Here is a 24,139-nt window from a genome sequence, read left to right as displayed (position 1 = left end):
ACCTACGCCGCTCGCTGGCCTGGGACCAAGGCGTGGAAATGGCCACCCACCCGGTGTTCACCGTCGCCACCGGCTGCCCGGTCTACTTCTGTGACCCGCACAGCCCCTGGCAACGCGGCACCAACGAAAACACCAACGGGCTGCTACGCCAGTACTTCCCCAAAGGCAGCTACGACTTCCGCACCATCGACCAGACCGGCCTGGACGAGGTCGCCCACGAACTGAACACCCGACCCCGCCAGACACTGGGCTGGGCCACCCCAGCCCAGCGACTAGCCGAACTCATCACGCCCTAACAATTGCACTCACCACTTGACGCCGCCCGGCGTGTCGCGGCGATAACCTCATGATCGACAGGAAGCCGGGCAGGAAGCGGGGCAGGGAGCGGGGCAGGAAGCGGCGCGGGAAGCGGCACGGGCGGGGGTCAGGGGCGGGAGGAGGGGAGGCGGAGGGCTCGGCGGAGGGGGGTCAGGCGGGACGTCAGGCTGGCCAGGCCGCCCGGGAAGAAGTAGACGGCCAGGATGAAGATCGTCCCGAGGACGAAGAGCGGCTGGGACAGTGGGCGGCTGAGCACCGCGGGCAGCGCGTCGACCGCGTCGGAGGTGCCGAACGCGGTGAGCCGGTGGTCCAGGTACATGTAGAGGATGCCGCCGAGCACCGGCCCCCACCGCGTGCCCGGCCCGCCGAGCACCACCATGACCAGCAGCGACAGGGTCAGCTCCGACGAGGTGATGTGCGGCGACGCGCCGCCGACGATCAGGCAGTAGACCACCCCGCCCGCCGAGGCGAGCCCGCCGGCCAGCGTGAACGCCACCAGCTTGTAGCGGTACGGGTCGAGCCCGAGCACGCCGATCCGCCGCTCGTCGTCGCGCAGCCCCGCGAGCACCCGCCCGGTCGGCGAGCCGCTCACCCGGTGCACCACGAGGACGACGAGGGCCAGGTACGCCAGCGCCAGCCAGTAGAGGTTCACCGTGTTGGCGACGCCCACCAGCGCGTCCGGCAGGCCGGAGACGTCCAGCGGCAGACCCTCCTCACCGCCGGTGAGCCCGCCGAAGTCGCGGGCCACGAGAATCGCCGCGACCTGCGCGAACGCCAGCGTCACCATGGCGAACGCGATGCCGACCGTCCGCAGCGCCACCGCGCCGAGCAGCGCGGCGAGGACGGTCCCGCCGGTGACCGTGAGCAGCGCGGCCTGCCACAGCGGCAGCCCCGCCTTCGTGACGAGGATGTCGGTGCCGTACACGCCGGCCGCGAAGTAGAGCGCGTGCCCGAACGAGAGCATCCCGGTCCGCCCGAAGAGCAGGTCGTAACCGGCGGCCAGCCCGCCGAAGATCAGGCAGACGGCGAGCAGTTGCAGGGTGCCGGGCGAGTTCAGCGGTCCCTCGAAGACCCCGGGCAGCTGCACCGTCGAGTACGGCAGGATCGCCGCGACGACCAGCGCGACCAGCGGCAGGAACGGGCGTACGCGCTGCCACCCGCCCCGCTCCGGCGCCAGCTCGGCGGGCACCGCGGCGGGCGGCGCGGGTACCTCCGGGCTCTTCACCTCGGTCATGCCGTTGCCACCTTTCCGGCGATGCCCTGCGGGCGGAGCAGCAGCACCACGGCCAGCAGCCCGACCACGCAGATGTCGCCCAGGCCGGACGTGCCGTAGTAGTTGACGAACTGTTGCAGCAGGCCGACCGCGACCGCCGCGTACGCGGACCCGAGCACCGAGCCCATCCCGCCGATCACCACCACGATGAACGCGAAGATCAGCAGGGAGCTGCCCTGCCCGGGCGAGACGGTGCCGAAGTAGACCCCGCCGAGCGCCCCGGCCAGCGCGGCGGCGGCCCCGCCGATCGCGAAGACGAGCGTGAACGACTTCCGGACGTCGATGCCGAGCGCGGTCACCATCTCCCGGTTCTCCACGCCGGCGCGGATCACCAGGCCGTAGCGGGTCCACTGGAGGAACGCGAGCAGCGCGCCGAGCACCAGCACCGCCGCGACGATCAGCAGCAGCCCACCGTTGGGTACCTGCGCGCCGAGGATCCCGGTCACCCCGCGTGTCCACTCCGGACGCGGGAACGGCCGGGCGTCCGCGCCCCAGGTGGCCTGGAGCAGCGCCACCCCGGCCAGCGACAGGCCGACCGTGACGAGCACCTGCTCGATGGTCCGGGAGTAGAGCGGGCGGATCAGCACCAGCTCGACGAGCACGGCCACCAGCGTGCCGGCGGCGACACCGAAGGCCACCGCGAGCACGAAGCCGAACCCGTCCGGCCCGGCGCCGGGCAGGTTCCCGGCCGCCCACCAGGTCGCGTACGCGCCCACGCCGAGGAACAGCCCGTGCGCGAAGTTGAGCACGTCGGCCAGGCCGAACACGAGGGAGAGCCCGGAGGCCACCAGGAAGTAGAGCGCCGCCAGGCCCAGCCCGGTCAGCGCCAACAGGATCACGGTGCCCATCAGTGCGCGTCCTTCCCCGCCGCGGCGACCCGGCCCGGCCCGTGGTGCGAATCGCCGCTGCCCACGCCGAGCAGGGACTTCGTGAGCGCCGTCTCCAGCAGCAGTTCCTGCGCGTCACCGGTCCAGGCGACCTGCCCGGCGGCCAGCACCACCGCGTCCCGGGCGAGTCGCCGGACCACCGCGAGGTTCTGCTCGACCAGCAGTACCGGCACGGATTCCGCGACCCGTTCCAGCACCTCGGTCACCTCGGTGACCACCTTCGGCGCCAGTCCCTTGGTCGGCTCGTCGACGAGCAGCAGCCGGTTGTCGTTGAGCAGCACCCGGCCGATGGCGAGCATCTGCTGCTGTCCGCCGGAGAGCGAGCCGGCGCGTTGCCGCGCCCGCCGCTGCAGCTCCGGGAAGAGCGCGAAGACCTTGTCGTACGCCGGGGTGGTGCCTCGCCGTTCGGCGAGCCGCAGGTTCTCCGCGACGGTGAGGCCGGCGAACACGCACCGGTCCTCCGGCACGTAGCCGAGCCCGCCGCGGACCAGCCGGTAGGTGGGGCGGGCGAGCAGGCTCTGCGCGCCCATGCGGATCGTCCCGCGCACCTCGCCGCCCCGCGGCGTCAGCCCGACGATCGCGCGCAGCGTGGTCGTCTTGCCGACGCCGTTGCGGCCGAGCAGCACGGTCACGCCCGTCGGGGCGACGGTGAACGACACCCCCTGGAGGATGTGCAGCCCGGCGATCCGGACCGACAGATCCTCGACGCTGAGAACGGGTTCCATCACCGAGCCGCCTTTCGTTCGCGACCGCGGGACTCGCGAACCCGGCTCGTTCCCCGCGCTCACAGCGACTCCCCCAGGTATGCCTCCTGCACGGTGGCGTTGGCCATCACCGTCTCCGGGGTGTCGCAGGCGAGCAGCGCGCCGTGGTGCATCACGGCGATGCGGTCGGCCAGCTCCAGGATCACGTCCATGTGGTGCTCCACCATGAGCACCGTCCGCCCGCTCTCCCCGGTCAGCGAGCGGATCACCGTCACCAGTTCCGGCACGTCCTCGGCGCTGACCCCGGCCATCGGCTCGTCGAGCAGCATCACCCGCGGTTCGCCGGCGAGCAGCAGGGCGATCTCCAGCTTGCGCTTCTCGCCGTGGGCCAGGGTGCCGGCGAGCGCCGTACCCCGGTGGGAGAGGCCGACCCGGTCGAGCGCCGCGTCGGCGGCGGCGGCCACCTCCCGGTCGGCCGCCGCCCGCCGCCACAGCTTCATCGAGCCCCCACGGTGCGCCTGTACGGCCAGCCGGACGTTCTCCCGCACGCTGAGCGAGCCGAAGACCGACGACGCCTGGAAGGTACGGCCGAGCCCGAGCCGGGCCCGCCGGTGCGGCGGCAGGGAGGTGATGTCCTCCCCGTCGAGGAGGATCCGGCCCTCCGTGGCCCGGCGCAGGCCGGTGATCAGGTTGAACAGCGAGGTCTTGCCGGCGCCGTTCGGCCCGATCACGCCGAGGAACTCCCCGGGCTCCAGGTCGAGGTAGACGCCGTCGACGATGGCGACCTCACCGATCCGCCAGGTCAGACCGCGGGTGGCGAGCACGGGTCAGCCCTTCATCGCCACGACCGGCGGCGCGGTCTCGTCGCCGGTGAGGCTCTTCTGGGCGGTGGCCGTGAAGTCGGTGCCGCTGCCGCTCAGCTTGGCCTGGTACATCGGCTGGAGCAGGGCGTGGTCCTCCGCGCGGACGGTCATCGGGCCCTTGACCCCGTCGAAGCTCCAGCCCTCCAGGGCCGTGACCATCTTGTCGACGTCGTCCCCGCCCTCCTGCGCGGCCCGGACCACCATCTGGGCGGCCGCGAAACCGTCCGGGTGGAACAGGTCGACGGTGCCGACCTTCGCCTTCAGCGCCTTGGCGGCCTCGGTGTCGCTGGCCCCGTCGAAGTAGTGCGACAGGAACGAGATCTTGTTGCCGGCCGCGCCGAAGGTGGGCCAGGAGGCGCGGATGTCCAGGCCGGTGACGACCGTGGTGGACGAGAGCACGCCCTGCTGGTCGAGCGTCTGCCACATGGCCGGGGCGGTGGTGCCGGCCCAGGCGACGAAGAGCAGGTCCGGCTTCGCGGCCTTGATCTGGCTCGCGAACGGCGTGAACTCGGTGGCGCTGGCCGGGGCACGGACGCTGCTGACGGTCGCGCCGGCGCCGCCGATGACGGTCTTCACGGCCGCCTCGTTGGCGTCGCCGAAGGCGCCGTCCTGGGCGAACACCACGACCTTCTTGCCGGACGGGTCGCCGATGAACGACCGAGCGGTCACCACGTCCTGGTACGACTGCCGGCCGGACCGGAACGTGTACTTGTTCGCGCCGGTCACCGCGTCGGTCGCGGCGGGCCCGGAGATGAAGAGGACCTTGTTCTGCGCCGCGATCGGGGCGACCTGGAGCGCCACACCGGAGGCCGTGGAGCCCGCGAGGATCTTGACGCCCTTGCCGATGAGGTCCTTGGCCGCGGAGACCGCCTTCGCCGGGTCGCCGGCGTCGTCGACCTCGGTGATCTCGATCGTCCGGTCGCCGACCTTGTTGGTGCCCTTGGTCGCGTACTCGAGACCGGCCCTGAAGCCCTCGATGTACTGCTTCCCGTAGCTGGCGAGGGCACCCGACTGGGAGTACACCAGGCCAACCTTGACCGGGGCGGCGCTGTCGCCGCCACCGGAGGCGGTGTCCTGCGGGCTGCCACAGGCCGTGGCGGCCAGGGCCGCGGCCATCATCGTGGCGGCGGAGAGGAACACCCGCCGCGTCGTCCGGACCGTCATTGCGACTCCACGTGAGGACTCGGAGGGAGGGAACTCATTGTCGGCTCACGCTAGAAGTGACGTCACCCACGGGCTATGTGGCCGAAACACACAAGTAACCGAGGTGGGGTGGCCTGCCCGTACAGCGACCTGCCCATAGCCGCCGGGGCGTCGCGCCGCGATGGGTGCGGCCACCGGCTCGGGCCTCGCCCATGTGTCGGCTCCGGCCATCGACCGCCATGGCACGCTCGGCGTCAGCACCCCGGCGTGCAGGGGCCGTCGTGGTCGGCCAACCGCCGGCAGCGCCGGCCGCCGTCCAGCCGGGCGTCGCAGAAGACCCGATGGCGTACGAACTGGGCGTCCTCCTCGGAGACCGTCGTCTCTCCGGCGTCCACATCGGGCAGGTGGCCGAGCGCCCGGGTGATCGCCCGGGCGAACCGTTTCGCGGCGCCGAGGTCGCGGGCGAGCACCGGCACGTGCACCACGAAACGCTGGCGGCTCACCGCCCGACCCTCCGCTCGGCCCGCCACACTCGCGTCGACCGCCCGTGCCCGTCACCCATGTGCCCGCCCTCCCGCACCACGTCCCGGCCCGAGGCGCCTTCCGCGGCCTCGACGCGGGCGCCCGGGGGCGGCCCGGTCCGCGGACAGAGGGGACGCGGACCGGACCGCCGGCCCCGCGACCGCAACCTCGAACGGCGGTACGGCCACGGAGCCCTCCAAAGGTCCGGACCGGGGGTTTGCCGAACCAACCGGAGCCGGACATGGCGAAGCCACACCAAATACTTGTGTAGGTCGACCCTTCGCGACTGCGACACGACGGCTTGTTGCAGATGCCGATGCCGGCCGGCATGATCGAGGACGCCGAACCGACCGGAGTCTCCCCATGCCCACAGCAGAAGCCCCGTACCGCCGGATCGCCAACGACATCACGGCGAAGATCAAGAGCGGCGAGCTCAAGCCGGGCGACAAGCTGCCGTCGACGCGGGAGCTAGCGGAGTCCTACGGCGTCCACATGAACACCGCCTCGCGGGCGCTGTCACTCCTGCACGACCGCGAGCTCATCACCGGTCAGCCCGGGCGCGGCACCTACGTCGCCGACCGCGCTGGGCGGTAGTAGCCCGCACGCTGTCGACCTGCCCCTCGGCTCGCTGGGCCCGGGCGGCCGCTCCGGGGCACCGAAGGCAAGATCGACACAACATCAAGGAAGTAGTGGCTTCCCACCACCCGCGAGGCCACTACTTCCTTGAAGTTGGGCGACTACCTGACGATGCACGGCCCCCGACACTGCACGGGCACCCCGGCGCCCGGCACTGCGCGACTCCCTGACCGTGCGCGGCCCACTGACGTGGGCGCCGACGTTGCTGTCGCACTGCGCAGACGTTGCGCCGCCTTCGTGACTCCGGCGGGGCGGCTGAACGCAGGGCCCGCGGTACTCAGATCTGGGGCAGCTCGACAGCGTCCGCCCGGGTGACTCGTTGACGACATCAGCTCCACAGCACCCGCACACCACACCCACCCGCCTCCGGCCCGCCAGCCGCACCCGTCCGGATTGGCCGTTCAGCCGCCCGGGCAGCACCGGAAAAGGAAGATTGTCTGGTGCGCCGGTTTCTCCGTCACCCCGTACGCCTGGTGCCACTGGGCTTCCTGGCGGCGATCCTGCTGGGGACCGGCCTGCTGATGCTGCCCTGGGCGACCAGCGAACACCGGATCACCCCGTTCGTCACGGCGCTGTTCACGGCGACCTCCGCCGTGTCGGTGACCGGCATGGCGGTGGTCGACACGCCGAACTACTGGAACACGTTCGGACTCGTCATGATCACCGTGCTGACCCAGATCGGCGGGATCGGCATCGTCACCGGGGCCACCCTGGTCATCCTGCTGGTGGCCCGGCAGCTCGGGCTGCGCAACCGGCTGCTCGTGCAGGCGGAGACCCAGGAGTTCGGCATCGGGGACGTACGCCGGCTGCTGCTGCGGATCGCCGCCACCGCGCTGGTGTGCGAGGCGGTGATCACCGCGATCCTCGCCGTCCGGCTGGCGGTCTCGTACGACTATCCGCCCGGCCGGGCGCTCTGGCACGGCGTCTTCCACGCGGTGCAGGGCTTCAACAACGGCGGCTTCGCCCTCTACTCCGACAACCTGGCCGGCTTCGCCCGCGACGGCTGGGTGACCCTGCCGCTGGCCTTCGGCGCGATCATCGGCGGCATCGGGTTCCCCGCCCTGTTCGAGGCCGTCCGGGAGTGGCGCCAACCCGGCCACTGGGCGGTCGCCACCAAGCTCACCGTCTGGGGCAGCCTGGCGCTGCTGCTCGCCGGATTCCTCGTCCTGCTGACGGCCGAGTGGTCCAACCCCCGCACCCTCGGCTCCTTCGGCTGGCCGGGCAAGGTGCTCGCCGCGTTCACGCAGGACGCGTTCATCCGCACCGGCGGGTTCAACGTGATCGACATCGAGGCCCTCGACGAGGAGACCTACCCCGTGATGATCGCGCTGATGTTCATCGGTGGGGGGAGCGCGAGCACCGCCGGTGGCATCAAGGTCGCCACGTTCTTCCTGCTGGCGTTCGTCATCTGGGCCGAGCTGCGGGGCCAGCCGGACGTGACGATCGGCCGACGCCGGGTGGCCAACGCGAGCCAGCGGCAGGCCATCACCCTGGCGCTCCTGAGCGTCGCGCTGGTCGTCGTCGGCACGGTGGCGCTGATCCTCATGACCGAGGGCACCCGCTACTTCCAGGCGCTGTTCGAGGTCACCTCGGCGTTCAGCACCACGGGCCTCTCCGTCGGCGTCGCGCCCACGCTGCCGGAGAGCGGCCAGCTCGCGCTCATCCTCCTCATGTACATCGGCCGGGTCGGGCCGCTCACCCTCGGGTCGGCGATCGCCCTGAACACCCGGCGACCGCGCTACCGATACCCACAGGAGCAACCCATTGTCGGATAGAGACAACGAGCCGGGCGGCATCGTGGTCGTCGGGCTGGGCCGGTTCGGCGGCCACCTGGCCGGAGCGCTGATCCGGCTCGACCACGAGGTGCTGGCCATCGACCGCAACGCCGACCTCGTCCAGCGGTGGTCGGACCAGCTCGACCGGGTGGCACAGGCCGACGCGACCGACGAGGACACGCTGCGCCAGCTCGGCGTGGCCGAGTTCCGGCGGGCCGTTGTCGCCATCGGCGCGTCCGTCGAGGCCAGCGTGCTCACCGTGCTGGCCCTCGTCGAACTCGGCGTGCCCCAGGTCTGGGCGCGGGCCACCTCGGCGAAGCACGCCAAGATCCTCGCGTCGGTCGGGGCCCACCACGTGATCTTCCCCGAGGCGGAGACCGGCGAACACGTGGCGCACCTGATCGTCACGCGGATGCTCAACTTCATCGAGTTCGGTGACGACTTCGCCCTCGCCAAGGTCCGGGTGCCGCGGGCCCTCGTGGGCAAGCCGCTGGCCCAGGTGCGGCCGGTCGACCGCTACGGGGTGCGGGTGCTCGGCGCCAAGCTGCCGGGCGAGCCGTTCGAGTACGCCTCGGACACCACGGTGCTCAGCCCGGACAGCATCCTCGTGGTCGAGGGCAGCCTCGAACAGGTGCAGCGCTTCGCGGCGCTGACCTGAGCGACGCGCTCGCGGCCCCCGCCCTGGTCGGCCACCGCTCACCGCCGGCCGTGGCCGCCACCTCCCCCGTGGCCCTCACCCCGCTTCACCCTTTTCCCGGACCGCCGCCCTTGCCCTTACCCTTGCCCTTCCCCGGGTTGTCGGGCTTGGCAGCCTTGCCCGCCTTGGGCTTCGCGGCGCCCGAGCCGCCGGAGCCGCCCCCGCGCGCGGCGGTCGCCGGGGCCGTGGCCGGCGCCTTCGTGGGTGCGGGCGCCCGCCCGGCGACCCCGGACACCTGCACGTCGCACCGCTCGCCTCCGACGTGGAACGTGACCGGCAACGGGTTGGCGCCGGAGTAGCGGCCGGTGAGGCTGACCTTCTCGGCGGCGCCCGGTGCCAGGGCCGTCCGCCCGGCCGCGGGGCGCACCACCACCACCTTCCCCTGCTGGCTCGCCACCGCCGGGGTCGCCCGGGTCACCGTCTGCTGCCCCGGGAAGGTGAACCTCATCGCCCAGTCGCGCAGCTCCCGCTCGCCCGTGTTGGTGAGGGTCAGTTCGGCGGCGAAGTCCTTGCCCGTGTCGCTGCGCAGCGCGTACGTCACCTGGCAGGAGGGCGTCGCCGGCAACCCCATCCGCGCCTCGGTCGGCGGCTCCACGCCGCCGCCCGCCGGGCTGTGACTCGTGAGCCCCCAGACCGCGGCGGTCACGGCCACCAGGCCGGCGGCGGCCACCCCGGCCTCCACCCGCCGGCGCCGGGTCGCCGCCCGCTGCCGCCGCGTACGGGAGAACGGCAGCACGTCGGTCTCGGTGGAGCGGGGCAGGATCGTGGTGCCGGCCTCCGCCAGGGTGACCGGAGCCATCGGGCCGCCGGCCGGCGACACCGGCGCGGCGGCGAACATGCCCGCGGCGTCGGCGAGGGCACGGGCGAGGTCGGCCGTCGGCGGGCGCTCCCCGGGGCGCTTGGCCAGGCACCGCCGTACGAGGTCCGCCACACCGTCGGGCAGGCCCGGCACCGGCGGCATCGGTTCCGGGTCGGCGTACATGTGCGCCCGCAGCATCTCGGTGCTGGTGCTCGCCTGCCACGGCAGCCGCCCGGTGAGCATCCGGTGGAGCAGCACGCCCACGGCGTACACGTCGGTCGCGGGCGACACCTGGCCGTTGTCCAGCCGCTCCGGCGCCAGGTACGCGGGCGTGCCGAGCAGCGTGCCGTCGGCACCCTTCTCGCTCTCCCCGACCAGCGCCGAGATGCCGAAGTCGACGACCTTCACCCCGGTGGGCGTCAGCATCACGTTGCCCGGGGTGACGTCCCGGTGCACGAGCCCGCGGGCGTGCGCCGTGGCCAGCGCGGAGGCGATCTCGGCGGCGACGGTGAGCGCCTCCCGCCACGGCAACCGGCCCTCGCGGCGCAGGCGGCTGCCGAGCGAGCTGCCGTCGATCAGCTCCATCACCACGTACGGCACGGTCACCCCGGCCTGCTCGGCCTCGCCGTAGTCGTACACGTTCGTGATGTTCGGGTGGCAGAGCCGCGCGGCGGCCTGCGCCTCGATCCGGATCCGGTGCCGGAAGGCCCGGTCGCTGGCCAGCCGGGACGCCAGCACCTTGACCGCCACCTGCCGGCCCAGCACCTCGTCGTAACCGCGCCACACCACCGACATGCCGCCCGCACCGAGCTGTTCGATCAGCCGGTACCGCTCACCGAGCAGCCGTACGCCGATCTGGTCCCCACCGCCCATGGTCGGGGTTGTTGCCCCAGCGCGCCCCGGCTACACCTCGGGCGTCGAAATCGGTCCGGAAGTCACCCGTTCAGGCGGTGGCGAGCAGCTGGTCCACCGGCGCGTAGTCGTCGGTCAGCACGAGCGCGTCGCCCACGAAGTCGCTCAGCTCGTCGTCGGCGATCAGGGTCGCGCCCGCGTCCACCTCGGCGAGCCGGTCGTGGACCGCGTCCAGCGGCAGCGGCGCGTCCGAGGCGAGCAGGACGAAGTTGGAGCCCGTCTCGCCGCTGATCGCCTCGGGCGGCGCGATCAGCGCCACGTGCCGGAACTCGGCGGCCACCGTGGCCAGCTCGCTCCGGATGAACCGCAGCGGCGGGTAGTCGATGACGTTCTGCACGTACACGCCACCGGGTCGGGTCACGCGGCGGATCTCCGCGACCATCTCCCGGGTGGCCAGGTGCCAGGGCACGACCAGGTGCCCGAACGCGTCGCCCACCACCAGGTCGCGGCTGTCCGTCGGCTCGGCGGCCACCAGCAGCCGCGCGTCGCCCGCCACCGCCGTGAGGTCCGGCCCCTGGCGTACGCCGAGTTCGCGCTCGCCCAGCTCGATGAGCCCTCGGTCGATCTCGAAGACGAGGTTGTCGGTGCCCGGCCGGGTCGCCGTGAGATAGCGGGGCACCGTGAAGCCGCCCCCGCCCAGGTGCAGGGCGTCCAGCCGACGCCCGGCCGGCGCCGTCACGTCGGCGACCGCGCCGAACCACTTCGTGTACGCGTACTCCAGGTGCCGCGGGTCGGCGAGGTCCACGTACGAGTGCTGCGCCGAGTTCAGCAGCAGCGTGCGCCCGGTCGGCCGGTCCGGGTCGGCCTCCACCTTCGCGCAGTGGTACGCCGTCTCGATGTCGCACGGGTTCGGCGCCACCGTGGTCAGGCCCGCGCCCACCAGGCCGAGCACGGCCAGCGCCGCCTTGGCCCGGCCCGGCCCGGGCAGGTCCGCGGCACCCCGCCGGTGCAGGTACCAGCCGAGGACGAGCCCCGCGACGCCGAGGGCCACCGCGAGCGCCAGCAGGATCACCGTGCTGGGCAGCGCGGCGACCAGCACGAAGCCCGTGAGCAGGGTGGCCGTGATGCCGCCCAGCGTGCCGATGCTGGACAGGCGGCCCACCACCTGGCCGGTGCGCCGCAGGTCGGCGAGCTGGAGCTTCACCACGAGCGGGGTGACGGCGGAGAGCAGCAGCGCCGGCACGAAGACGGCCAGCGCCACGAGCAGCAGGATCGCGCTCGCCGCGCCGCCGCGCAGCACCTCACCGGCGTACCGCACCACGGGCAGGGTGACGGCCGTGGCGATGCCGGCGAGCACCAGCGCGGGCGCCAGCAGCGGGCGCGGGTCGCGCCGGTCGGCCAGCCGGCCGCCGGTCCACGCCCCGTACGCGATGGCGGCCAGCGCGATGCCGATCACCGAGCTGGTCACCTGGAGGGTGACCCCGACGTACGGGCCCACGAGGCGCAGGGCCACCGTTTCGAGCACCAGGACGGCGCCGCTGGAGAAGAAGACGAGGAACGCGGCGAGCCCGTTGGGCAGGGCCCGCCCGGTGACGGGAACGGGGGGCGCGGGCGGGTCCGCGACGCCGGACGGTGGGAGATTCATCGTCGCGATGGTACGCAGCCCACCTGTCCCCGCGGGTCAGTACATCGAGAGATGAACATGGTTCGTGTGGCTCGCCGCCGGGCTGCCACTGCCGCTGTAGGAGCGCCACCCGGTGCCGGGGTGCCAGATCTGCCGGTACCAGATCACGTAGAGCACGCCGAGCCGGTCGGCGTTGCGGACGTGCCAGGCGGCCAGGCTGTCGCCGTACGCCTTGTCGCCACCCGTCGCGTTCTCGTCCTTGAAGCCGCTGGCGGCCGCGGAGAAGTCGCAGGCCCGCCCCTTGGGGTGCTCGCCGTCGCCGCCGCTGCGGTAGCAGGAGACGTACCGCTTGTAGCCGGCCGCCTTGGTCTGCTGCAAGGCGTTGAGGGTGCGCGGCGTGATGCATCCGGAGGTCGTGGGGTCGTCGACCGAGCAGGACTCCGACGGCCACGAGCCGTCCGAATTGCGGGGCGCCGGCTTCGCCGAGGTCGAGCTGCCGCCGCTGAACCCACCGCTGCCGCCCGAGCTGACCTCGGCCAGCGCCGCCTCGGCCTCCTTCTTCTTCTTCGCCATCACCGCGAGCTGCTTCTGCTGCTGCCGCACCTCGGCGTCGATGGCGAGCTTGGCCTGCTGCGCCTGCTCCCGCGCCTCGGTGAGCTCGCGCAGCCGCTTGCCGTCACGCTGCGCCATCAGGTCGAGGTTGGCGGCCCGCTCCAGGAAGACCTCCGGGGACGCGCTGTTGAGCAGCATCGACGTGGGCGTGAGCCGGCCGACCCGGTAGGAGCGGTCGGCGACCTCGCCGACCTGCCGGGCCAGGTTGTCGACGCGGATCTGCGCGGTGGCCAGCGCGGTGGTGAGCTGCTTCTGCCGTTGCTTCGAGGTGTTCAGCTTCTGCTTGGCCTCGATGTGCGCCCGGGCGGTGGCCTCCAGCGCGTCCCGCAGCTTCTTGGTGCCGCCCTCGTTCGGCTCCGCGTACGCGGGCACCCCGCCCGTGCCCAGCAGCAGCGCGACGGCGGCGAGCAGAGCGATCAGCGGGCCGCGCGCGCGGCCCCGGCAGACCATGGTCCTGGGCACGACAGCGTCCTTCCGTCGACCGCCGGCCCCGTCCTGCGCGGCGGCGGCCCCGCCGGCGCCGGTCGGCGGCCTCGGGCGGTGACCGCGGGTCACGATACCGGACTCACCGACGCGCGCCAGCCCCGCGAACGCGGGTCGCACAGATGATCGACCCAGCGTGTCGGCGCCGTCGCCGAGCGCGCCGTCAGCCGTCGAGAAGCGCCTCGCGCACCTCTGTCCAGACCTGTTCGTTCACCGCCACCAGGAGGCCGTGCCCCTCGTCGGCGGGGTGGTACTCGCTGCCGTCGAAGCGGCGGGCCACACCGCCCGCGGCGCGGATCAGCAACGCGCCCGGGGCGTGGTCCCAGGGCAGGGTCCGCCAGAAGAGCGCGAACTGCTGGCGACCGACGAGCATGTCCAGGTACTCCCGGCCGGCGCAGTGCTGCCCGGGCAGCAGCTCGCCGATCCGCTGCTCGCCGGCGCGGACCCGGTCCCGCGAGGCCGGCGGCAGGAACCGCGTCATGGCGACGCCGCGCAGCTCGCCTGCGGCGGGCACGCCCTCGCTGGTGCGTACGGGCCGGCCGTCCAGGTACGTCCCCTCGCCGACGCGGGCCGTGGCCAGGTTGCCGGCGAGCGGGTCGAGCACCCACGCGGCGACCGGCTCGCCCCCGTCGAGCAGGGCGGCCATCAGCGCGAACGGCTGCCGGCCGGCGGCGAAGTTGGCGGTGCCGTCGACGGGGTCGACGAGCCAGACCTCCCCGGTGCCGCGCAGGTGCCGCAGCAGCCCCTCGTCCTCGGCCACCGCCTCCTCGCCGACCACCACCGAGTTGGGGCGCAGCCGCCGCAGGCCCGCCGAGATGAACTGCTCGGCGCGGCGGTCGGCGACCGTCACGAGGTCTCCGGGCGCCTTCTCGGCCACGTCGGCGTCGCCGAGCTTGCGGAACAGGGGAAGCACGGCCTGGTCGGCCGCCTCGCGCAGCAGCCCACCGACGTCGTCCAGCAGTGTGTCAGCCACGCGGCGGCAGCTTGACCACGCTGACGAAGAACTCGTCGATCTGGCGGACCACGGAGATGAAGCGGTCGAAGTCCACCGGCTTGGTCACGTAGGCGTTGGCGTGCAGCTGGTAGCTGCGGAGGATGTCCTCGTCGGCCTGCGAGGTGGTGAGGACGACGACCGGGATCCGGCAGAGCTGCTCGTCCTTCTTGATCTCCGCGAGCACCTCACGCCCGTCCCGCCGGGGCAGGTTCAGGTCGAGCAGGATCAGGTCCGGGGTCACGGCCTCGGCGTACTGGCCCTCGCGGCGCAGGTAGGCCAGCGCCTCGGCGCCGTCGGAGACGACGGTCAGCCGGTTGCGTACCTTGTGCTCCTCGAACGCCTCCTGCGTCATCAACACGTCGCCCGGGTCGTCCTCCACGAGCAGGACCTCGATCGGGCTCTTGCCGTCTGCCGGCGCGGTCATCCCACCGTCTCCCTCATGCCACCCGTCCTACCGCCTTCCGGCGCTTCCTCCGCGCGGTCCGCCCCGTCCGGCTGCGCCGGTGGCCCGCTCGTCCCGCCCGCGGTCTGGTCGGCGTCGGCGTCCGCCGTCCCGTCCGGCCCGTCGGCCTCCTCCGGCGCCTGCGCGTCCCCGGCCGATCCGGCGGCCGCCGCCTCGACGTCCTCGGGCGTCGCCGGCAGGGTGAAACGGATCGCCGTGCCCTCGGCGACGTCGGTGTCCACCCAGACCCGGCCGCCGTGGTACTCGACGATCTTCTTGACGATGGCCAGCCCGATCCCGGTGCCCGGGTACGCGTCCTTCGAGTGCAGCCGCTGGAAGATGACGAAGATCTTGTCGGCGAACTCCGGCTCGATGCCGATGCCGTTGTCGCGACAGGTGATCTCCCACTCCTCGCCCACGAGCCGGGCGGAGACGTGCACCTTCGGCGGCACGTCGGGCCGTCGGAACTTGACGGAGTTGCTCACGAGGTTCGCCAGCAGGTTGGTGAGCAGCGGCTCCTCGCCCCGGATCACCGGCAGCTCCGACCAGGTCAGCTCCGCGTCGGCGTACTGCCGGGCCGACTCGGTCTGTGCGGCCACGTCGCCCATCACCTTGTTGAGGTCGACCTCGGTGAAGCCGGAGGTGAGCCGCCCGATCCGGGAGAACGCCAGCAGGTCGTTGATGAGGCGCTGCATCCGCTGGGCGCCGTCCACCGCGAACGCGATGTACTGGTCGGCCCGCTCGTCCAGCCGCCCGGCGTAGCGGCGCTGGAGCAGCTGGCAGAAGCTCGCCACCTTGCGCAGCGGCTCCTGGAGGTCGTGCGAGGCCACGTACGCGAACTGCTCCAGGTCGCGGTTGGACCGGGTCAGCTCCTCGGCCTGCTGCTGGAGCTGGCTGTTGACCCACTCGATCCGCTCGCGGGCCTCCCGCACCTCGGCCAGGTCGGCGGCGATCCGTCGACGCATCGCGTCCACGTCCTCGGCGAGCCGCATGAACTCCGGCGGCCCGGAACCCGAGATCTCGTGGTGGAAGTCGCCCTCGGCGACCTCCCGGACCTGGTCGGCGAGGCCGGTGAGCGGGCGCACCACCATCCGGTCCAGGGAGAGCAGCAGCAGCGAGCCGGCGATCACCACGACCAGGGCGGCGACGATCAGCAGGACGGCCAGCAGGTTGCCGGTGCTGCGGACCTCCCGCGCGTTGCTCTCCCGGGCGTTGAGGATCTCGGCCTGGAGGTCCTCCACGGCGGCCCGGACGTCGTCGAACTGCTGGCGGGCGTCCTCGGTGATCAGGGCCTGACCGGCGGCGGTGCCGCGCTGCGCGGTCGTCGTGACGACCGGTTGCGCCACCGACTGCCGCCACTGCTCGGCCCGGGCCTCGACGATCCTCAGGTCGTCGTCGATCCGCGGGTAGTCGGCGAGCAGCGCCCGCATCGACGTGACGACGTCCCGCTCCTGCCGCACCCCGGCGTCGTACGGGGCGAGGTCCGCCCGGTCGCCGCTCACCGCGTAGCCCCGGACCGCCGTCTCCTGGTCGAGCAGGGCGTTGAGCAGTTCCTGCGACTGCACCCGCAGCGGGCCGGTCTTGTTCAGCAACGCGTCGACCTGCGTGCGGTTCCGAGCGGCCATGACACCCTCGACCGCCGCCAGCCCCACCAGGAGGATGCCGACCACGGCGAGCAGCGCGATCACCCGCTGGCGCAGACTCCAGCCACGCATGCTCACCGGCCACCGCCCCGGCTCACCAGCAGCATGGCCACGTCGTCGGCGAGCGGGCCGCCGTTGATCTGCTCGGCCCGGCCGACGAGCCAGGCCGGCAGCTCCGGCAGCGGCACGGCGCGGCTGTCCGGTTCGTCCAGCAGATCACTCAGACCGGGCACGTCGAGCCGCTCGTCGCTGTCGCCCACGCGCCCCTCGATCAGACCGTCGGTGTACATGAGAAGCGACCAGTCATCGGTGTCGAACTCCAGATCGTAGGCGACCGGCGGGCGGGGCCGGACGCCGAGCAGCAGACCACCGGGAGCCGGCACGGGCTCCACTCCACCCCCGGCGAGCAGCAGCGGCGGCGGATGCCCCGCCAGCCGTACCGTGGCGCGGTTGGCGTCCAGGTCGAGCCGGACGGTCGCCACGGTCGCGAAGATCTCCTGGAGCCGGCGCTCGCTCATCAGCACCTGCTCCAACGCGGGCAGCACCTCGTCGTCGGGCACACCCGCGAGCACCAGGGCCCGCCAGGCGACCCGCAGCTCCACGCCGAGCGCCGCCTCGTCGACCCCGTGCCCGCAGACGTCGCCGACGATGAGGTCCACCCGGTCGGGGCGGGTCTGCACCACGTCGTAGAAGTCACCGCCTATCAGCGCGGCGTGCCGGCCCGGCCGGTAGAAGGTGTTCACCGTCACCTGGTCGGTCGACATGAGCGGCTGCGGGAGCAGGCCCCGTTCGAGGCGGGCCGACTCGGCCTGGCGCAGCTCGACCTCACGCAGCCGGCGGGCGTTCTCGTCGGCGCGCTTGCGCTCGACCGCGTACCGCAGCGCCCGGGTCAGGAGGACGCCGTCGACCTGCCCCTTGACGAGGTAGTCCTGGGCGCCCTCGGCCACGGCCACGATGCCCAGGTGCTCGTCGGTGCGCCCGGTCAGCACGCACACCGCCGCGCCGCTCGCCATCTCCAGCACGCGGCGCAGCCCGTCGAGCCCCTGCGCGTCGGGGAGGCCGAGATCGAGCAGGACGCAGTCCACGCCCGTCACCCGCTGGCGGGCCTCGCTGAGGCTCGTGGCCACCACCAGGTCGATCATCGAGTTGGTCTCGGCCAGCAGTTCACCGACGAGGAACGCGTCCCCCTCGTCGTCCTCCACCAGCAGCACGCGGAGCCGCTCACCGGGCGGGACCTGAGGGTGGTACCCGAGGTCGCCGGGCGCCCGGGGCACGACGGAGGGGCCGGTCAGACCGGCCCCCCGGTACGGCCGGGTCACCGCCGCGAGACGCGGGAGTTCGCTGGTGATGTCGGGCTCCTTCCGAGTGCCCTGCCGATCCTGTATTAGACAACGGTGGCACACAAAACGACGAACTCGAGGCGGCCGGGCATGTGCCTGATCACTACACGCTAAGGGACAAAGCGGCTGGCCGCCGACCGGGGCGTCCCGATCCGGACCGACGCGCGGCAGGATGGTGCCCACCCTGCCCGTACCCCTGAGGAGTCCCCGTGGGCGCACCCCCCACCCCGGCCCCGGACCGCGCATCCGCCCACCCGCGCCCGAGCGTGCCGGGCGCCGACCGGGCGCTCGCGCGACCGCGACGGCGGCTCGCCGCGGCCGTCGCGGCGCTCGTCGCGCTGGTGGCCGTCGGCGCCGTGAGCCTCGTCGACCTGCGTCCCCCGGCGCCGCGACCGGCCGACGCGCCGCCCACCGAGTTCAGCGCCGCCCGGGCGTACCGCCACGTCGAGGTCGTCGCGGCCCGCCCGCACCCCGCCGGCAGCGCCGCCAACGACGAGGTACGCGCCCACGTCGAGCAGACACTGCGCGGGCTGGTCCTGGAGACGCAGGTCCAGGACACCGTGGCGTCCGAGGCCGGGCAGCTCAGCGGCGCGGCCGGTGGCGCGACCCTCGCCCGGGTCCGCAACGTGGTGGCCCGCCTGCCCGGGACCGACCCGACCGGCCGGGTCTTCCTGGTCGCCCACTACGACTCGGTGCAGACCGGTCCGGGCGGCAACGACGACGCCGCCGGCACCTCCGCGCTCCTGGAGGTGGCCCGCGCGCTGGCCGCCGGCCCGCGCCCCCGCAACGACATCGTCCTCGTCCTCACCGACGCCGAGGAGGCGTGCCTCTGCGGGGCGTCCGCGTTCGCCTCCAGCCACCCGCTCGCCGCGGACGGCGGGGTGGTGCTCAACCTGGAGGCGCGCGGCTCCACCGGGCCGGTGATCATGTTCGAGACGTCCCGGCGCAACGCGAAGCTCGTGGACGTCTTCGGCCGGGCCGCGCCGCACGCCGTCGGCACCTCGTTCGCCGTGGAGATCTACCGGGCGCTGCCCAACGACACCGACTTCACGGCGTTCCTCGCCGAGGGTTTCACGGGCCTCAACTCCGCGTACATCGACGGTGGCGCCATCTACCACACCCCGCTGGACACGGCGGCGGCGCTGGACCGGGCGAGCCTCCAGCAGCACGGCGACAACGCGCTCGGGCTGGCCCGGGAGTTCGGCCGGATCGACCTCACCGACCTGCGTGCCGGCGGCGACGCCACCTACTTCCCGGTGCCCGGCGGCCTGGCCCGCTACCCGGGCTGGCTGACCCTTCCGCTCGCGCTGGTCGCGCTGGCCGCCGTGGCCGCCCTCGGCTGGCTGGTCCGGCGGCGGGGCCGCACCACGGGACGACGGCTGGCGGCCGGCTTCGGGCTGGCGCTCGTGCCGATCGTGGCCGCCCCGCTCGCCGCGCAGGCGCTCTGGGCCGCGGTCACGGCCATCCGGCCCGGCTACGCCGAACTCCTCGACCCGTACCGGCCGACCTGGTACCGGCTCGCCGTGCTGGCGGTCGCCGCGGCCGTCGTCCTCGCCTGGTACGCCCTGACCCGGCGCTGGATCGGCCCGGGCGCCCTGGCGGTCGGCGGGCTGGCCTGGCTCGCCCTGCTCGGGGTGCTCCTGGCCGTGGCGGTGCCCGGCGGCGCGTACCTCACCACCCTGCCGGCCCTGGCCGGCGCGCTCGGCGGCCTGGTGGCGCTCGCCACCCGCATCGACGGCCCGTGGCCGGTGGTCGCGGTGACCGTGAGCGGCGCGGTGGCCGTGCTCATCCTGCTCCCGACCGTGGTGCTGCTCTTCCCGGCGCTCGGCATGGCGATGGCCGGGGTCGCGGCGCTGGTGGCCGTGCTGCTCGGGCTCGCCGTACTGCCCGTGCTGGACCTGCTGCACCCGCAGGCCGGCGGCCAGCGGGGCCTGGTGGCGCTGCGGGCCCGCCGGCTCGGCGCGCTGCCCGCCCTCGCGGCCGCCGTCGCGGCGGTGGTCTGCGCCGGGGTCGGGCTCCGCGTCGACCGGTTCGACGCCGCGCACCCCGCGCCGACCCACCTGATGTACGCGCTGGACGCCGGCACCGGCGAGGCGCACTGGTTGAGCCGCGAGACCGACCCGCAACCCTGGACCGGCCGGTACGTGCGCGACCGGACGGCCACGGACGACTTCCCGGCCCTCGGTGACGGCACCTTCCTCGGCGGCCCGGCCCAGGCGGCGAACCTGCCCGCCCCGAAGCTGGACGTGCTCGCCGACAGCACCGCCGGCGGCGAGCGCACCCTGCGGCTGCGGCTCACCCCGCAGCGCCCCGTACGCCTCGCGAGCCTGCACGTCGACACGACGACCGCCACCGTGCTGCGCGCCGAGGTGGCGGGCCGTTCGGTGCCCGTCGAGGCGCACGACGGGAAGTGGGGATTCGGGGTGGTCTTCCACGCGCCCCCGGCCGAGGGCATCGAGGTGACGCTCACCGTCACGCCGAAGGCGGACCGGGTGGGCCTGCGCGCCATGGACGCCAGCGACGGGCTGGACGGGCTGCCCGGCTACCAGCCCCGCCCGGCGGACGTGGGTGTGGTCGGGTCGCACAGCTCGGAGATGCTCGCCGTGGCGCGCACGTATCCGCTCTGAGCCCTACTTCCAGCGGAAGTGCACGAAGAGGCGGCCGAAGTTCTTCGAGTCCTTCTCCACCCGGTGGTAGAGCTGCTTGACGTCCTTCTGGTCGAGGAAGCGCAGCACGCGCTTCTTCAGCTGGCCGGAGCCCTTGCCGGGGATGATCTCCACGAGGGTGGCCTTCTTCGCCACGGCCTCGTCCATGATCCCGCGGAGCGCACGGTCGATGTCGTGGCCCTTGTTGAAGATGTCGTGGAGATCGAGCTTGAGCTTCACCCGTTCATCGTAGGCGCGCGTGAGCGCCGGGCCCGGACACGACGAAGGGCAGCCCCGAGGGCTGCCCTTCGTCCGTTTTCCGCTTCTGATCGTCAGCGGGCGCCGCTGACCCGCGTCTCCACCCGGCGCAGCGCCGTGCGGTAGTCGTCGTTACCGCTGTGCATGGCGGCGGCGATCCGCAGGTGCCGCAGCGCGTCCGTGTGCCGGTTCATCCGCTCCAGCGTCCGGCCCAGCACGTGGTGCGCGTAGTGGTCGCTCGGGTCCCGGTCGACCAGCTCCCGCAGCTGCTCCTCGGCCCGGTTGAGCTGGGCGGACTGGAAGTACGCCCGGGCCAGCAGCTGCCGCACCGACGCGTTGCCCGGCTCCGCCTCGACGATCGGCTCGAGCAGCCGGGCCGCTCCGGTCGGGTCACCGGCTTCGAAGAACATGGTCGCCCGCCGGTACTCGGCCAGAAGATCCATTCGACCCACCCCCTCGTGTCGCATCGTCCCTGCCCCGACGCTGACACAACACCGCCCCAGCCGCGACTGTTCCCGCGCCGCTCGCGGCCGGTCGGCCCAGGCGGCGCGGCCGGTCGGCTCAGGCGGGGCGGGCGGTCGGCTCAGGCGGGGCGGGCGGTCGGCTCAGGCGGGGCGGGCGGCGGCGAGGTCCCAGGCGCGGACGCCGCCGAGGATGCCGGCCGTGTTCGGCACGACGACCACGTCGTCACCCATCCGGGCCAGCTGCTCGGGCCGGATGAGCCGGGAGTTGCCCCCGCCCAGGTAGAGGCGGTCCCAGCGGAACACCGGCCGGAGCCCCTCGACGACCCCGCGGACCCGCCGCGACCAGAACGCGTCGCCGAGCCGGCGCCGTTCCGGCTCGCCGATGTACGTGTCGTAGGTCATCCCCCAGCGCACCGGCGCGTGCGACAGCTCCAGGTGCGGGGCGAGCACCCCACCGTCGAAGAGGGCCGAGCCCAGCCCGGTCCCCAGGGTGAGCACCAGCTCCAGCCCCGTGCCGGCCACGACGCCCGCCCCGTGCACCTCGGCGTCGTTGAGAACGAGCACCGGCACCCCGAACGCCTCCGCGAGCGCGGACCGCGCGTCCCAGCCGGACCACTCGGCGAGCAGGTCGGGGTCGACCTTCGTCCGCGGCCCGGCCCGGGTGACGTAGTGCGGTGTGGCCACCACCACGCCGTGCCGGAGCATGCCGGGCATCCCCACCGTCACGCGGTCGGCCGCGGGGAGCTGGGCGCCGAGGTCCAGCAGGGTCTTGACGAAGAGCGAGGTCGGCAACGGGTACGGCGTGGGCACCCGCAGCGGCCGCGTCCGCATCGTGCCCGCCGCGTCGAGGACCGAGGCCTTGATGCCGCCGCCCCCGCAGTCGATCGCCAGAGTGGTCACCACCCGAGCAGTGTGCCTCCTCCTCCGCGCGAAATGCACCGTCGGGGCGGATAGGCTCGCCTCCTCATGAGCGCCACGTTGATCGTCAAGGACCTCGCGGCCGGCCACGGCGACCGTCCGCTCTTCACCGGGCTGGACCTGGTGGTCGCGCCCGGCGACGTGGTCGGGCTGGTCGGGGCGAACGGGGCCGGCAAGTCGACGCTGCTGCGTACGCTCGCCGGCCTGCTGCCCGTGGAGGCCGGCAGCGTCACGCTCAACCCGCCCACGGCGAGCGTCGGGCACCTGCCGCAGGAGCCGGAGCGGCGCCCCGGCGAGACGGTGCGCGCCTTCCTGGCCCGCCGCACCGGGGTCGCCGCCGCGCAGGTCGCCCTCGACGCCGCCACCGAGGCGCTCACCGCGGGCCGGGCAGGGGCCGACGACGCGTACGCCGAGGCGTTGGAGCGCTGGCTCGCCCTCGGCGGCGCCGACCTGGACGAGCGGGCCGAGCAGGTCGCCGCGGAGCTGGGGCTCGCGGTCGACCTCGACCAGGAGATGACCGGGCTGTCCGGCGGCCAGGCCGCCCGGGCCGGGCTGGCCTCGCTGCTGCTCAGCCGGTACGACGTCTTCCTGCTCGACGAGCCCACCAACGACCTGGACCTGGCCGGGCTGGAGCGGTTGGAGGAGTTCGTCACCGGGCTGCGGGCGGGCACGGTGCTGGTCAGCCACGACCGGGAGTTCCTGACCCGGACGGTGAACCGGGTCCTCGAGCTGGACCTGCCCCAGCAGCAGGTCAACCACTTCGGCGGCGGCTACGCGGCCTACCTGGAGGAGCGCGAGGTCGCGCGCCGCCACGCCCGCGCCGACTACGAGGAGTACGCCGAGACGCGCGCCACGCTGGAGGCCCGCGCGCGGGCGCAGCGGGCCTGGATGGAGAAGGGCGTCCGCAACGCCCGGCGCAAGGCCACCGACAACGACAAGATCGGCCGGAAGTTCCGGGCGGAGGCCACCGAGAAGCAGGCGGCGAAGGCCCGGCAGACCGAACGGCTCATCGAGCGGCTGGAGGTGGTCGAGGAGCCCCGCAAGGAGTGGGAGCTGCGCATGGAGATCGCGGCCGCGCCCCGCGCCGGCGCCGTCGTGGCCGCGCTCCGCGACGCCGTCGTACGCCGGGGCGGCTTCACGCTCGGGCCCGTGAACCTCCAGATCGACTGGGCCGACCGGGTGGCGGTCACCGGCGCCAACGGTTCCGGCAAGTCCACCCTGCTGGCCGCCCTCCTCGGCCGGCTGCCGCTGGACGCCGGCCACGCCACCCTGGGCCCCGGGGTGGTCGTCGGCGAGGTCGACCAGGCGCGGGGGCTCTTCCTCGGCGACGCGCCGCTCATCGACGCGTTCCGGGCCGCCGTGCCCGACATGTCGCCGGCGGACGCGCGGACCCTGCTGGCCAAGTTCGGGCTGCGCGCCGGGCACGTGCTGCGGCCGGCCGCCACCCTCTCCCCCGGCGAGCGGACGCGCGCGGCGCTGGCCCTGTTGCAGGGGCGCGGCGTGAACCTGCTGGTGCTCGACGAGCCGACGAACCACCTGGACCTGCCGGCCATCGAGCAGCTGGAGTCGGCGCTCGCGAGCTACCCGGGAACGCTGCTGCTGGTGACCCACGACCGGCGGATGCTCGACGCGGTGGCCACGAACCGGCGCCTGCGGGTGGACGCGGGGCGGATCGCCGAGGATTGATCCGTGCCGGCACGACGGCGCCGGGTGAGAATGACCGCATGCTCAAGTGGGAGTACGCGCTGCTGGTCCGGCGACGCCAGGCCGCCACGAACGACCTCGGCTGGGAGGTCGTGTTCGTCTGGTACGGCCCGGACGGCTCCATGGTCGACGTCACCGCGTACGGGGACACGGCGCTGGCCCACCTCAACCGGGCGGGTGACCAGGGCTGGGAACTGGTCGCGATGAGCGAGGACCCGTCCCTGCCGGGCAACAACGAGCTGCACCGCTACCACCTCAAGCGACCGAAGCCCGCGGCTCCCCCACCCCGCCAACGCATGCGGACCCGCCCCCGCCGCACGATCACCGGCTGACGCGCCTCCCGTCGCCCGCGTCGCCTCCTGTCGCCCGGGCCGCCTCCCGTCGCCTCCCGTCGCCCCGTCGATCATGGAGTTATTGCCAACCTGCACGGCGTGTCGCGACGACAACTTCATGATCAACCGCGGTCGACCCGGCCCGCGCATGGCGGCACAGGCGCGGCCCAGGCGCGGGCCAGGCGCGGCCCAGGCGCGGCCCAGGCATATC

At 73.5% G+C, this 24,139-nt stretch carries 23 protein-coding genes; 7 read left to right on the top strand and 16 right to left on the bottom strand.

Annotated elements, in window-relative coordinates; translation table 11 throughout:
• Window positions 1-296: IS30 family transposase (locus D7I43_RS18330; protein ID WP_120329761.1), on the top strand; the 296-nt coding region annotated here is incomplete at its 5' end.
• Between the two features lie 128 nt (window positions 297-424).
• On the opposite strand, the gene D7I43_RS18325 is transcribed toward D7I43_RS18330, so the two are convergent.
• From D7I43_RS18325 to D7I43_RS18300, 6 genes are all read right to left on the bottom strand, one after another.
• Window positions 425-1,552 carry a branched-chain amino acid ABC transporter permease gene (locus D7I43_RS18325; RefSeq protein ID WP_120329740.1) on the bottom strand — a complete coding sequence of 376 codons (1,128 nt, stop codon included), beginning with the start codon at window positions 1,550-1,552 and terminating at the stop codon, window positions 425-427.
• Window positions 1,549-2,439: a branched-chain amino acid ABC transporter permease gene (locus tag D7I43_RS18320; RefSeq protein ID WP_120329739.1), complete on the bottom strand. Its 891-nt coding sequence runs from the start codon at window positions 2,437-2,439 to the stop codon at window positions 1,549-1,551. Before D7I43_RS18320 ends, D7I43_RS18325 begins: the two co-directional genes overlap by 4 nt.
• The gene (locus tag D7I43_RS18315) at window positions 2,439-3,203 is read right to left on the bottom strand and encodes an ABC transporter ATP-binding protein (protein ID WP_192902191.1); all 765 of its coding nucleotides are present in this window, start codon (window positions 3,201-3,203) and stop codon (window positions 2,439-2,441) included. Before D7I43_RS18315 ends, D7I43_RS18320 begins: the two co-directional genes overlap by 1 nt.
• 59 nt (window positions 3,204-3,262) lie before the next feature.
• Window positions 3,263-4,006, bottom strand: coding sequence for an ABC transporter ATP-binding protein (locus D7I43_RS18310; RefSeq protein ID WP_120329737.1), 744 nt, complete (start codon window positions 4,004-4,006; stop codon window positions 3,263-3,265).
• 3 nt (window positions 4,007-4,009) lie between these two features.
• Complete coding sequence (locus D7I43_RS18305; RefSeq protein WP_120329736.1) at window positions 4,010-5,209, bottom strand: substrate-binding domain-containing protein; 1,200 nt, start codon at window positions 5,207-5,209, stop codon at window positions 4,010-4,012.
• Between the two features lie 233 nt (window positions 5,210-5,442).
• Complete coding sequence (locus D7I43_RS18300; RefSeq protein ID WP_120329735.1) at window positions 5,443-5,691, bottom strand: hypothetical protein; 249 nt, start codon at window positions 5,689-5,691, stop codon at window positions 5,443-5,445.
• Window positions 5,692-6,073: 382 nt separating this feature from the next.
• On the opposite strand from D7I43_RS18300, the gene D7I43_RS18295 reads away from it, so the two are divergent.
• From D7I43_RS18295 to D7I43_RS18285, 3 genes are all read left to right on the top strand, one after another.
• Entirely contained in the window at window positions 6,074-6,304 is a 231-nt protein-coding gene (locus tag D7I43_RS18295) for a GntR family transcriptional regulator (protein ID WP_120329734.1), read from the top strand.
• A 482-nt stretch (window positions 6,305-6,786) separates the two neighbouring features.
• Window positions 6,787-8,121, top strand: coding sequence for a TrkH family potassium uptake protein (locus D7I43_RS18290; protein ID WP_120329733.1), 1,335 nt, complete (start codon window positions 6,787-6,789; stop codon window positions 8,119-8,121).
• The gene (locus tag D7I43_RS18285) at window positions 8,111-8,779 is read left to right on the top strand and encodes a potassium channel family protein (protein WP_120329732.1); all 669 of its coding nucleotides are present in this window, start codon (window positions 8,111-8,113) and stop codon (window positions 8,777-8,779) included. Before D7I43_RS18290 ends, D7I43_RS18285 begins: the two co-directional genes overlap by 11 nt.
• Window positions 8,780-8,864: 85 nt before the next feature.
• On the opposite strand, the gene D7I43_RS18280 is transcribed toward D7I43_RS18285, so the two are convergent.
• From D7I43_RS18280 to D7I43_RS18250, 7 genes are all read right to left on the bottom strand, one after another.
• On the bottom strand, window positions 8,865-10,490 hold the full coding sequence (locus D7I43_RS18280; protein ID WP_120329731.1) for a serine/threonine-protein kinase: 1,626 nt from the start codon (window positions 10,488-10,490) through the stop codon (window positions 8,865-8,867).
• Between the two features lie 70 nt (window positions 10,491-10,560).
• A complete protein-coding gene (locus tag D7I43_RS18275) occupies window positions 10,561-12,114 on the bottom strand; it encodes a fused MFS/spermidine synthase (RefSeq protein WP_120329730.1) in 1,554 nt (517 codons plus the stop codon).
• Window positions 12,115-12,150: 36 nt separating this feature from the next.
• On the bottom strand, window positions 12,151-13,155 hold the full coding sequence (locus D7I43_RS18270; RefSeq protein ID WP_120329760.1) for a coiled-coil domain-containing protein: 1,005 nt from the start codon (window positions 13,153-13,155) through the stop codon (window positions 12,151-12,153).
• Window positions 13,156-13,351: 196 nt separating this feature from the next.
• Window positions 13,352-14,161, bottom strand: coding sequence for an inositol monophosphatase family protein (locus D7I43_RS18265; protein ID WP_120329729.1), 810 nt, complete (start codon window positions 14,159-14,161; stop codon window positions 13,352-13,354).
• The gene (locus D7I43_RS18260; protein WP_120329728.1) at window positions 14,154-14,606 is read right to left on the bottom strand and encodes a response regulator; all 453 of its coding nucleotides are present in this window, start codon (window positions 14,604-14,606) and stop codon (window positions 14,154-14,156) included. The genes D7I43_RS18265 and D7I43_RS18260 overlap by 8 nt, the downstream gene beginning before the upstream one ends.
• The gene (locus tag D7I43_RS18255) at window positions 14,603-16,339 is read right to left on the bottom strand and encodes a sensor histidine kinase (protein ID WP_120329727.1); all 1,737 of its coding nucleotides are present in this window, start codon (window positions 16,337-16,339) and stop codon (window positions 14,603-14,605) included. Before D7I43_RS18255 ends, D7I43_RS18260 begins: the two co-directional genes overlap by 4 nt.
• 2 nt (window positions 16,340-16,341) lie before the next feature.
• Window positions 16,342-17,586 carry a PP2C family protein-serine/threonine phosphatase gene (locus tag D7I43_RS18250; RefSeq protein WP_240033022.1) on the bottom strand — a complete coding sequence of 415 codons (1,245 nt, stop codon included), beginning with the start codon at window positions 17,584-17,586 and terminating at the stop codon, window positions 16,342-16,344.
• 230 nt (window positions 17,587-17,816) lie between these two features.
• Between D7I43_RS18250 and D7I43_RS18245 the strand changes: the two genes are divergently transcribed.
• On the top strand, window positions 17,817-20,234 hold the full coding sequence (locus tag D7I43_RS18245; protein ID WP_420870217.1) for a M28 family peptidase: 2,418 nt from the start codon (window positions 17,817-17,819) through the stop codon (window positions 20,232-20,234).
• A gap of 3 nt (window positions 20,235-20,237) precedes the next feature.
• Here D7I43_RS18245 and D7I43_RS18240 read toward each other — a convergent pair whose 3' ends face one another.
• The 3 genes from D7I43_RS18240 to D7I43_RS18230 all read right to left on the bottom strand — a co-directional run bounded on the left by D7I43_RS18240 (window position 20,238) and on the right by D7I43_RS18230 (window position 21,877).
• Window positions 20,238-20,492, bottom strand: coding sequence for a Smr/MutS family protein (locus D7I43_RS18240; RefSeq protein WP_013736060.1), 255 nt, complete (start codon window positions 20,490-20,492; stop codon window positions 20,238-20,240).
• Window positions 20,493-20,584: 92 nt separating this feature from the next.
• On the bottom strand, window positions 20,585-20,953 hold the full coding sequence (locus D7I43_RS18235; RefSeq protein ID WP_120329725.1) for a tetratricopeptide repeat protein: 369 nt from the start codon (window positions 20,951-20,953) through the stop codon (window positions 20,585-20,587).
• A gap of 162 nt (window positions 20,954-21,115) precedes the next feature.
• The gene (locus D7I43_RS18230; RefSeq protein ID WP_120329724.1) at window positions 21,116-21,877 is read right to left on the bottom strand and encodes an ROK family protein; all 762 of its coding nucleotides are present in this window, start codon (window positions 21,875-21,877) and stop codon (window positions 21,116-21,118) included.
• Between the two features lie 63 nt (window positions 21,878-21,940).
• Between D7I43_RS18230 and D7I43_RS18225 the strand changes: the two genes are divergently transcribed.
• Together D7I43_RS18225 and D7I43_RS18220 are read left to right on the top strand one after the other, a co-directional pair.
• Window positions 21,941-23,578: an ABC-F family ATP-binding cassette domain-containing protein gene (locus D7I43_RS18225; RefSeq protein WP_120329723.1), complete on the top strand. Its 1,638-nt coding sequence runs from the start codon at window positions 21,941-21,943 to the stop codon at window positions 23,576-23,578.
• 38 nt (window positions 23,579-23,616) lie between these two features.
• The gene (locus D7I43_RS18220; protein WP_120329722.1) at window positions 23,617-23,928 is read left to right on the top strand and encodes a hypothetical protein; all 312 of its coding nucleotides are present in this window, start codon (window positions 23,617-23,619) and stop codon (window positions 23,926-23,928) included.
• The last annotated feature ends 211 nt before the right edge of the window (window positions 23,929-24,139 follow it).

This window comes from Micromonospora globbae, from assembly GCF_003610785.1.
Lineage (GTDB): Bacteria > Actinomycetota > Actinomycetes > Mycobacteriales > Micromonosporaceae > Micromonospora > Micromonospora globbae.
Note: the sequence above shows the minus strand (reverse complement) of the source record. Positions and strands in the feature narration are given on the sequence as shown.

What these genes read in the sequence shown, in the direction of transcription:
- D7I43_RS18260 (WP_120329728.1), bottom strand. Translation starts at nt 14,606, where the DNA reads ATGACCGCGCCGGCAGACGGCAAGAGCCCGATCGAGGTCCTGCTCGTG.
- D7I43_RS18315 (WP_192902191.1), bottom strand. Translation starts at nt 3,203, where the DNA reads ATGGAACCCGTTCTCAGCGTCGAGGATCTGTCGGTCCGGATCGCCGGG.
- D7I43_RS18305 (WP_120329736.1), bottom strand. Translation starts at nt 5,209, where the DNA reads ATGACGGTCCGGACGACGCGGCGGGTGTTCCTCTCCGCCGCCACGATG.
- D7I43_RS18275 (WP_120329730.1), bottom strand. Translation starts at nt 12,114, where the DNA reads ATGAATCTCCCACCGTCCGGCGTCGCGGACCCGCCCGCGCCCCCCGTT.
- D7I43_RS18220 (WP_120329722.1), top strand. Translation starts at nt 23,617, where the DNA reads ATGCTCAAGTGGGAGTACGCGCTGCTGGTCCGGCGACGCCAGGCCGCC.
- D7I43_RS18280 (WP_120329731.1), bottom strand. Translation starts at nt 10,490, where the DNA reads ATGGGCGGTGGGGACCAGATCGGCGTACGGCTGCTCGGTGAGCGGTAC.
- D7I43_RS18325 (WP_120329740.1), bottom strand. Translation starts at nt 1,552, where the DNA reads ATGACCGAGGTGAAGAGCCCGGAGGTACCCGCGCCGCCCGCCGCGGTG.
- D7I43_RS18255 (WP_120329727.1), bottom strand. Translation starts at nt 16,339, where the DNA reads ATGCGTGGCTGGAGTCTGCGCCAGCGGGTGATCGCGCTGCTCGCCGTG.
- D7I43_RS18295 (WP_120329734.1), top strand. Translation starts at nt 6,074, where the DNA reads ATGCCCACAGCAGAAGCCCCGTACCGCCGGATCGCCAACGACATCACG.
- D7I43_RS18320 (WP_120329739.1), bottom strand. Translation starts at nt 2,439, where the DNA reads ATGGGCACCGTGATCCTGTTGGCGCTGACCGGGCTGGGCCTGGCGGCG.
- D7I43_RS18270 (WP_120329760.1), bottom strand. Translation starts at nt 13,155, where the DNA reads ATGGTCTGCCGGGGCCGCGCGCGCGGCCCGCTGATCGCTCTGCTCGCC.
- D7I43_RS18235 (WP_120329725.1), bottom strand. Translation starts at nt 20,953, where the DNA reads ATGGATCTTCTGGCCGAGTACCGGCGGGCGACCATGTTCTTCGAAGCC.
- D7I43_RS18225 (WP_120329723.1), top strand. Translation starts at nt 21,941, where the DNA reads ATGAGCGCCACGTTGATCGTCAAGGACCTCGCGGCCGGCCACGGCGAC.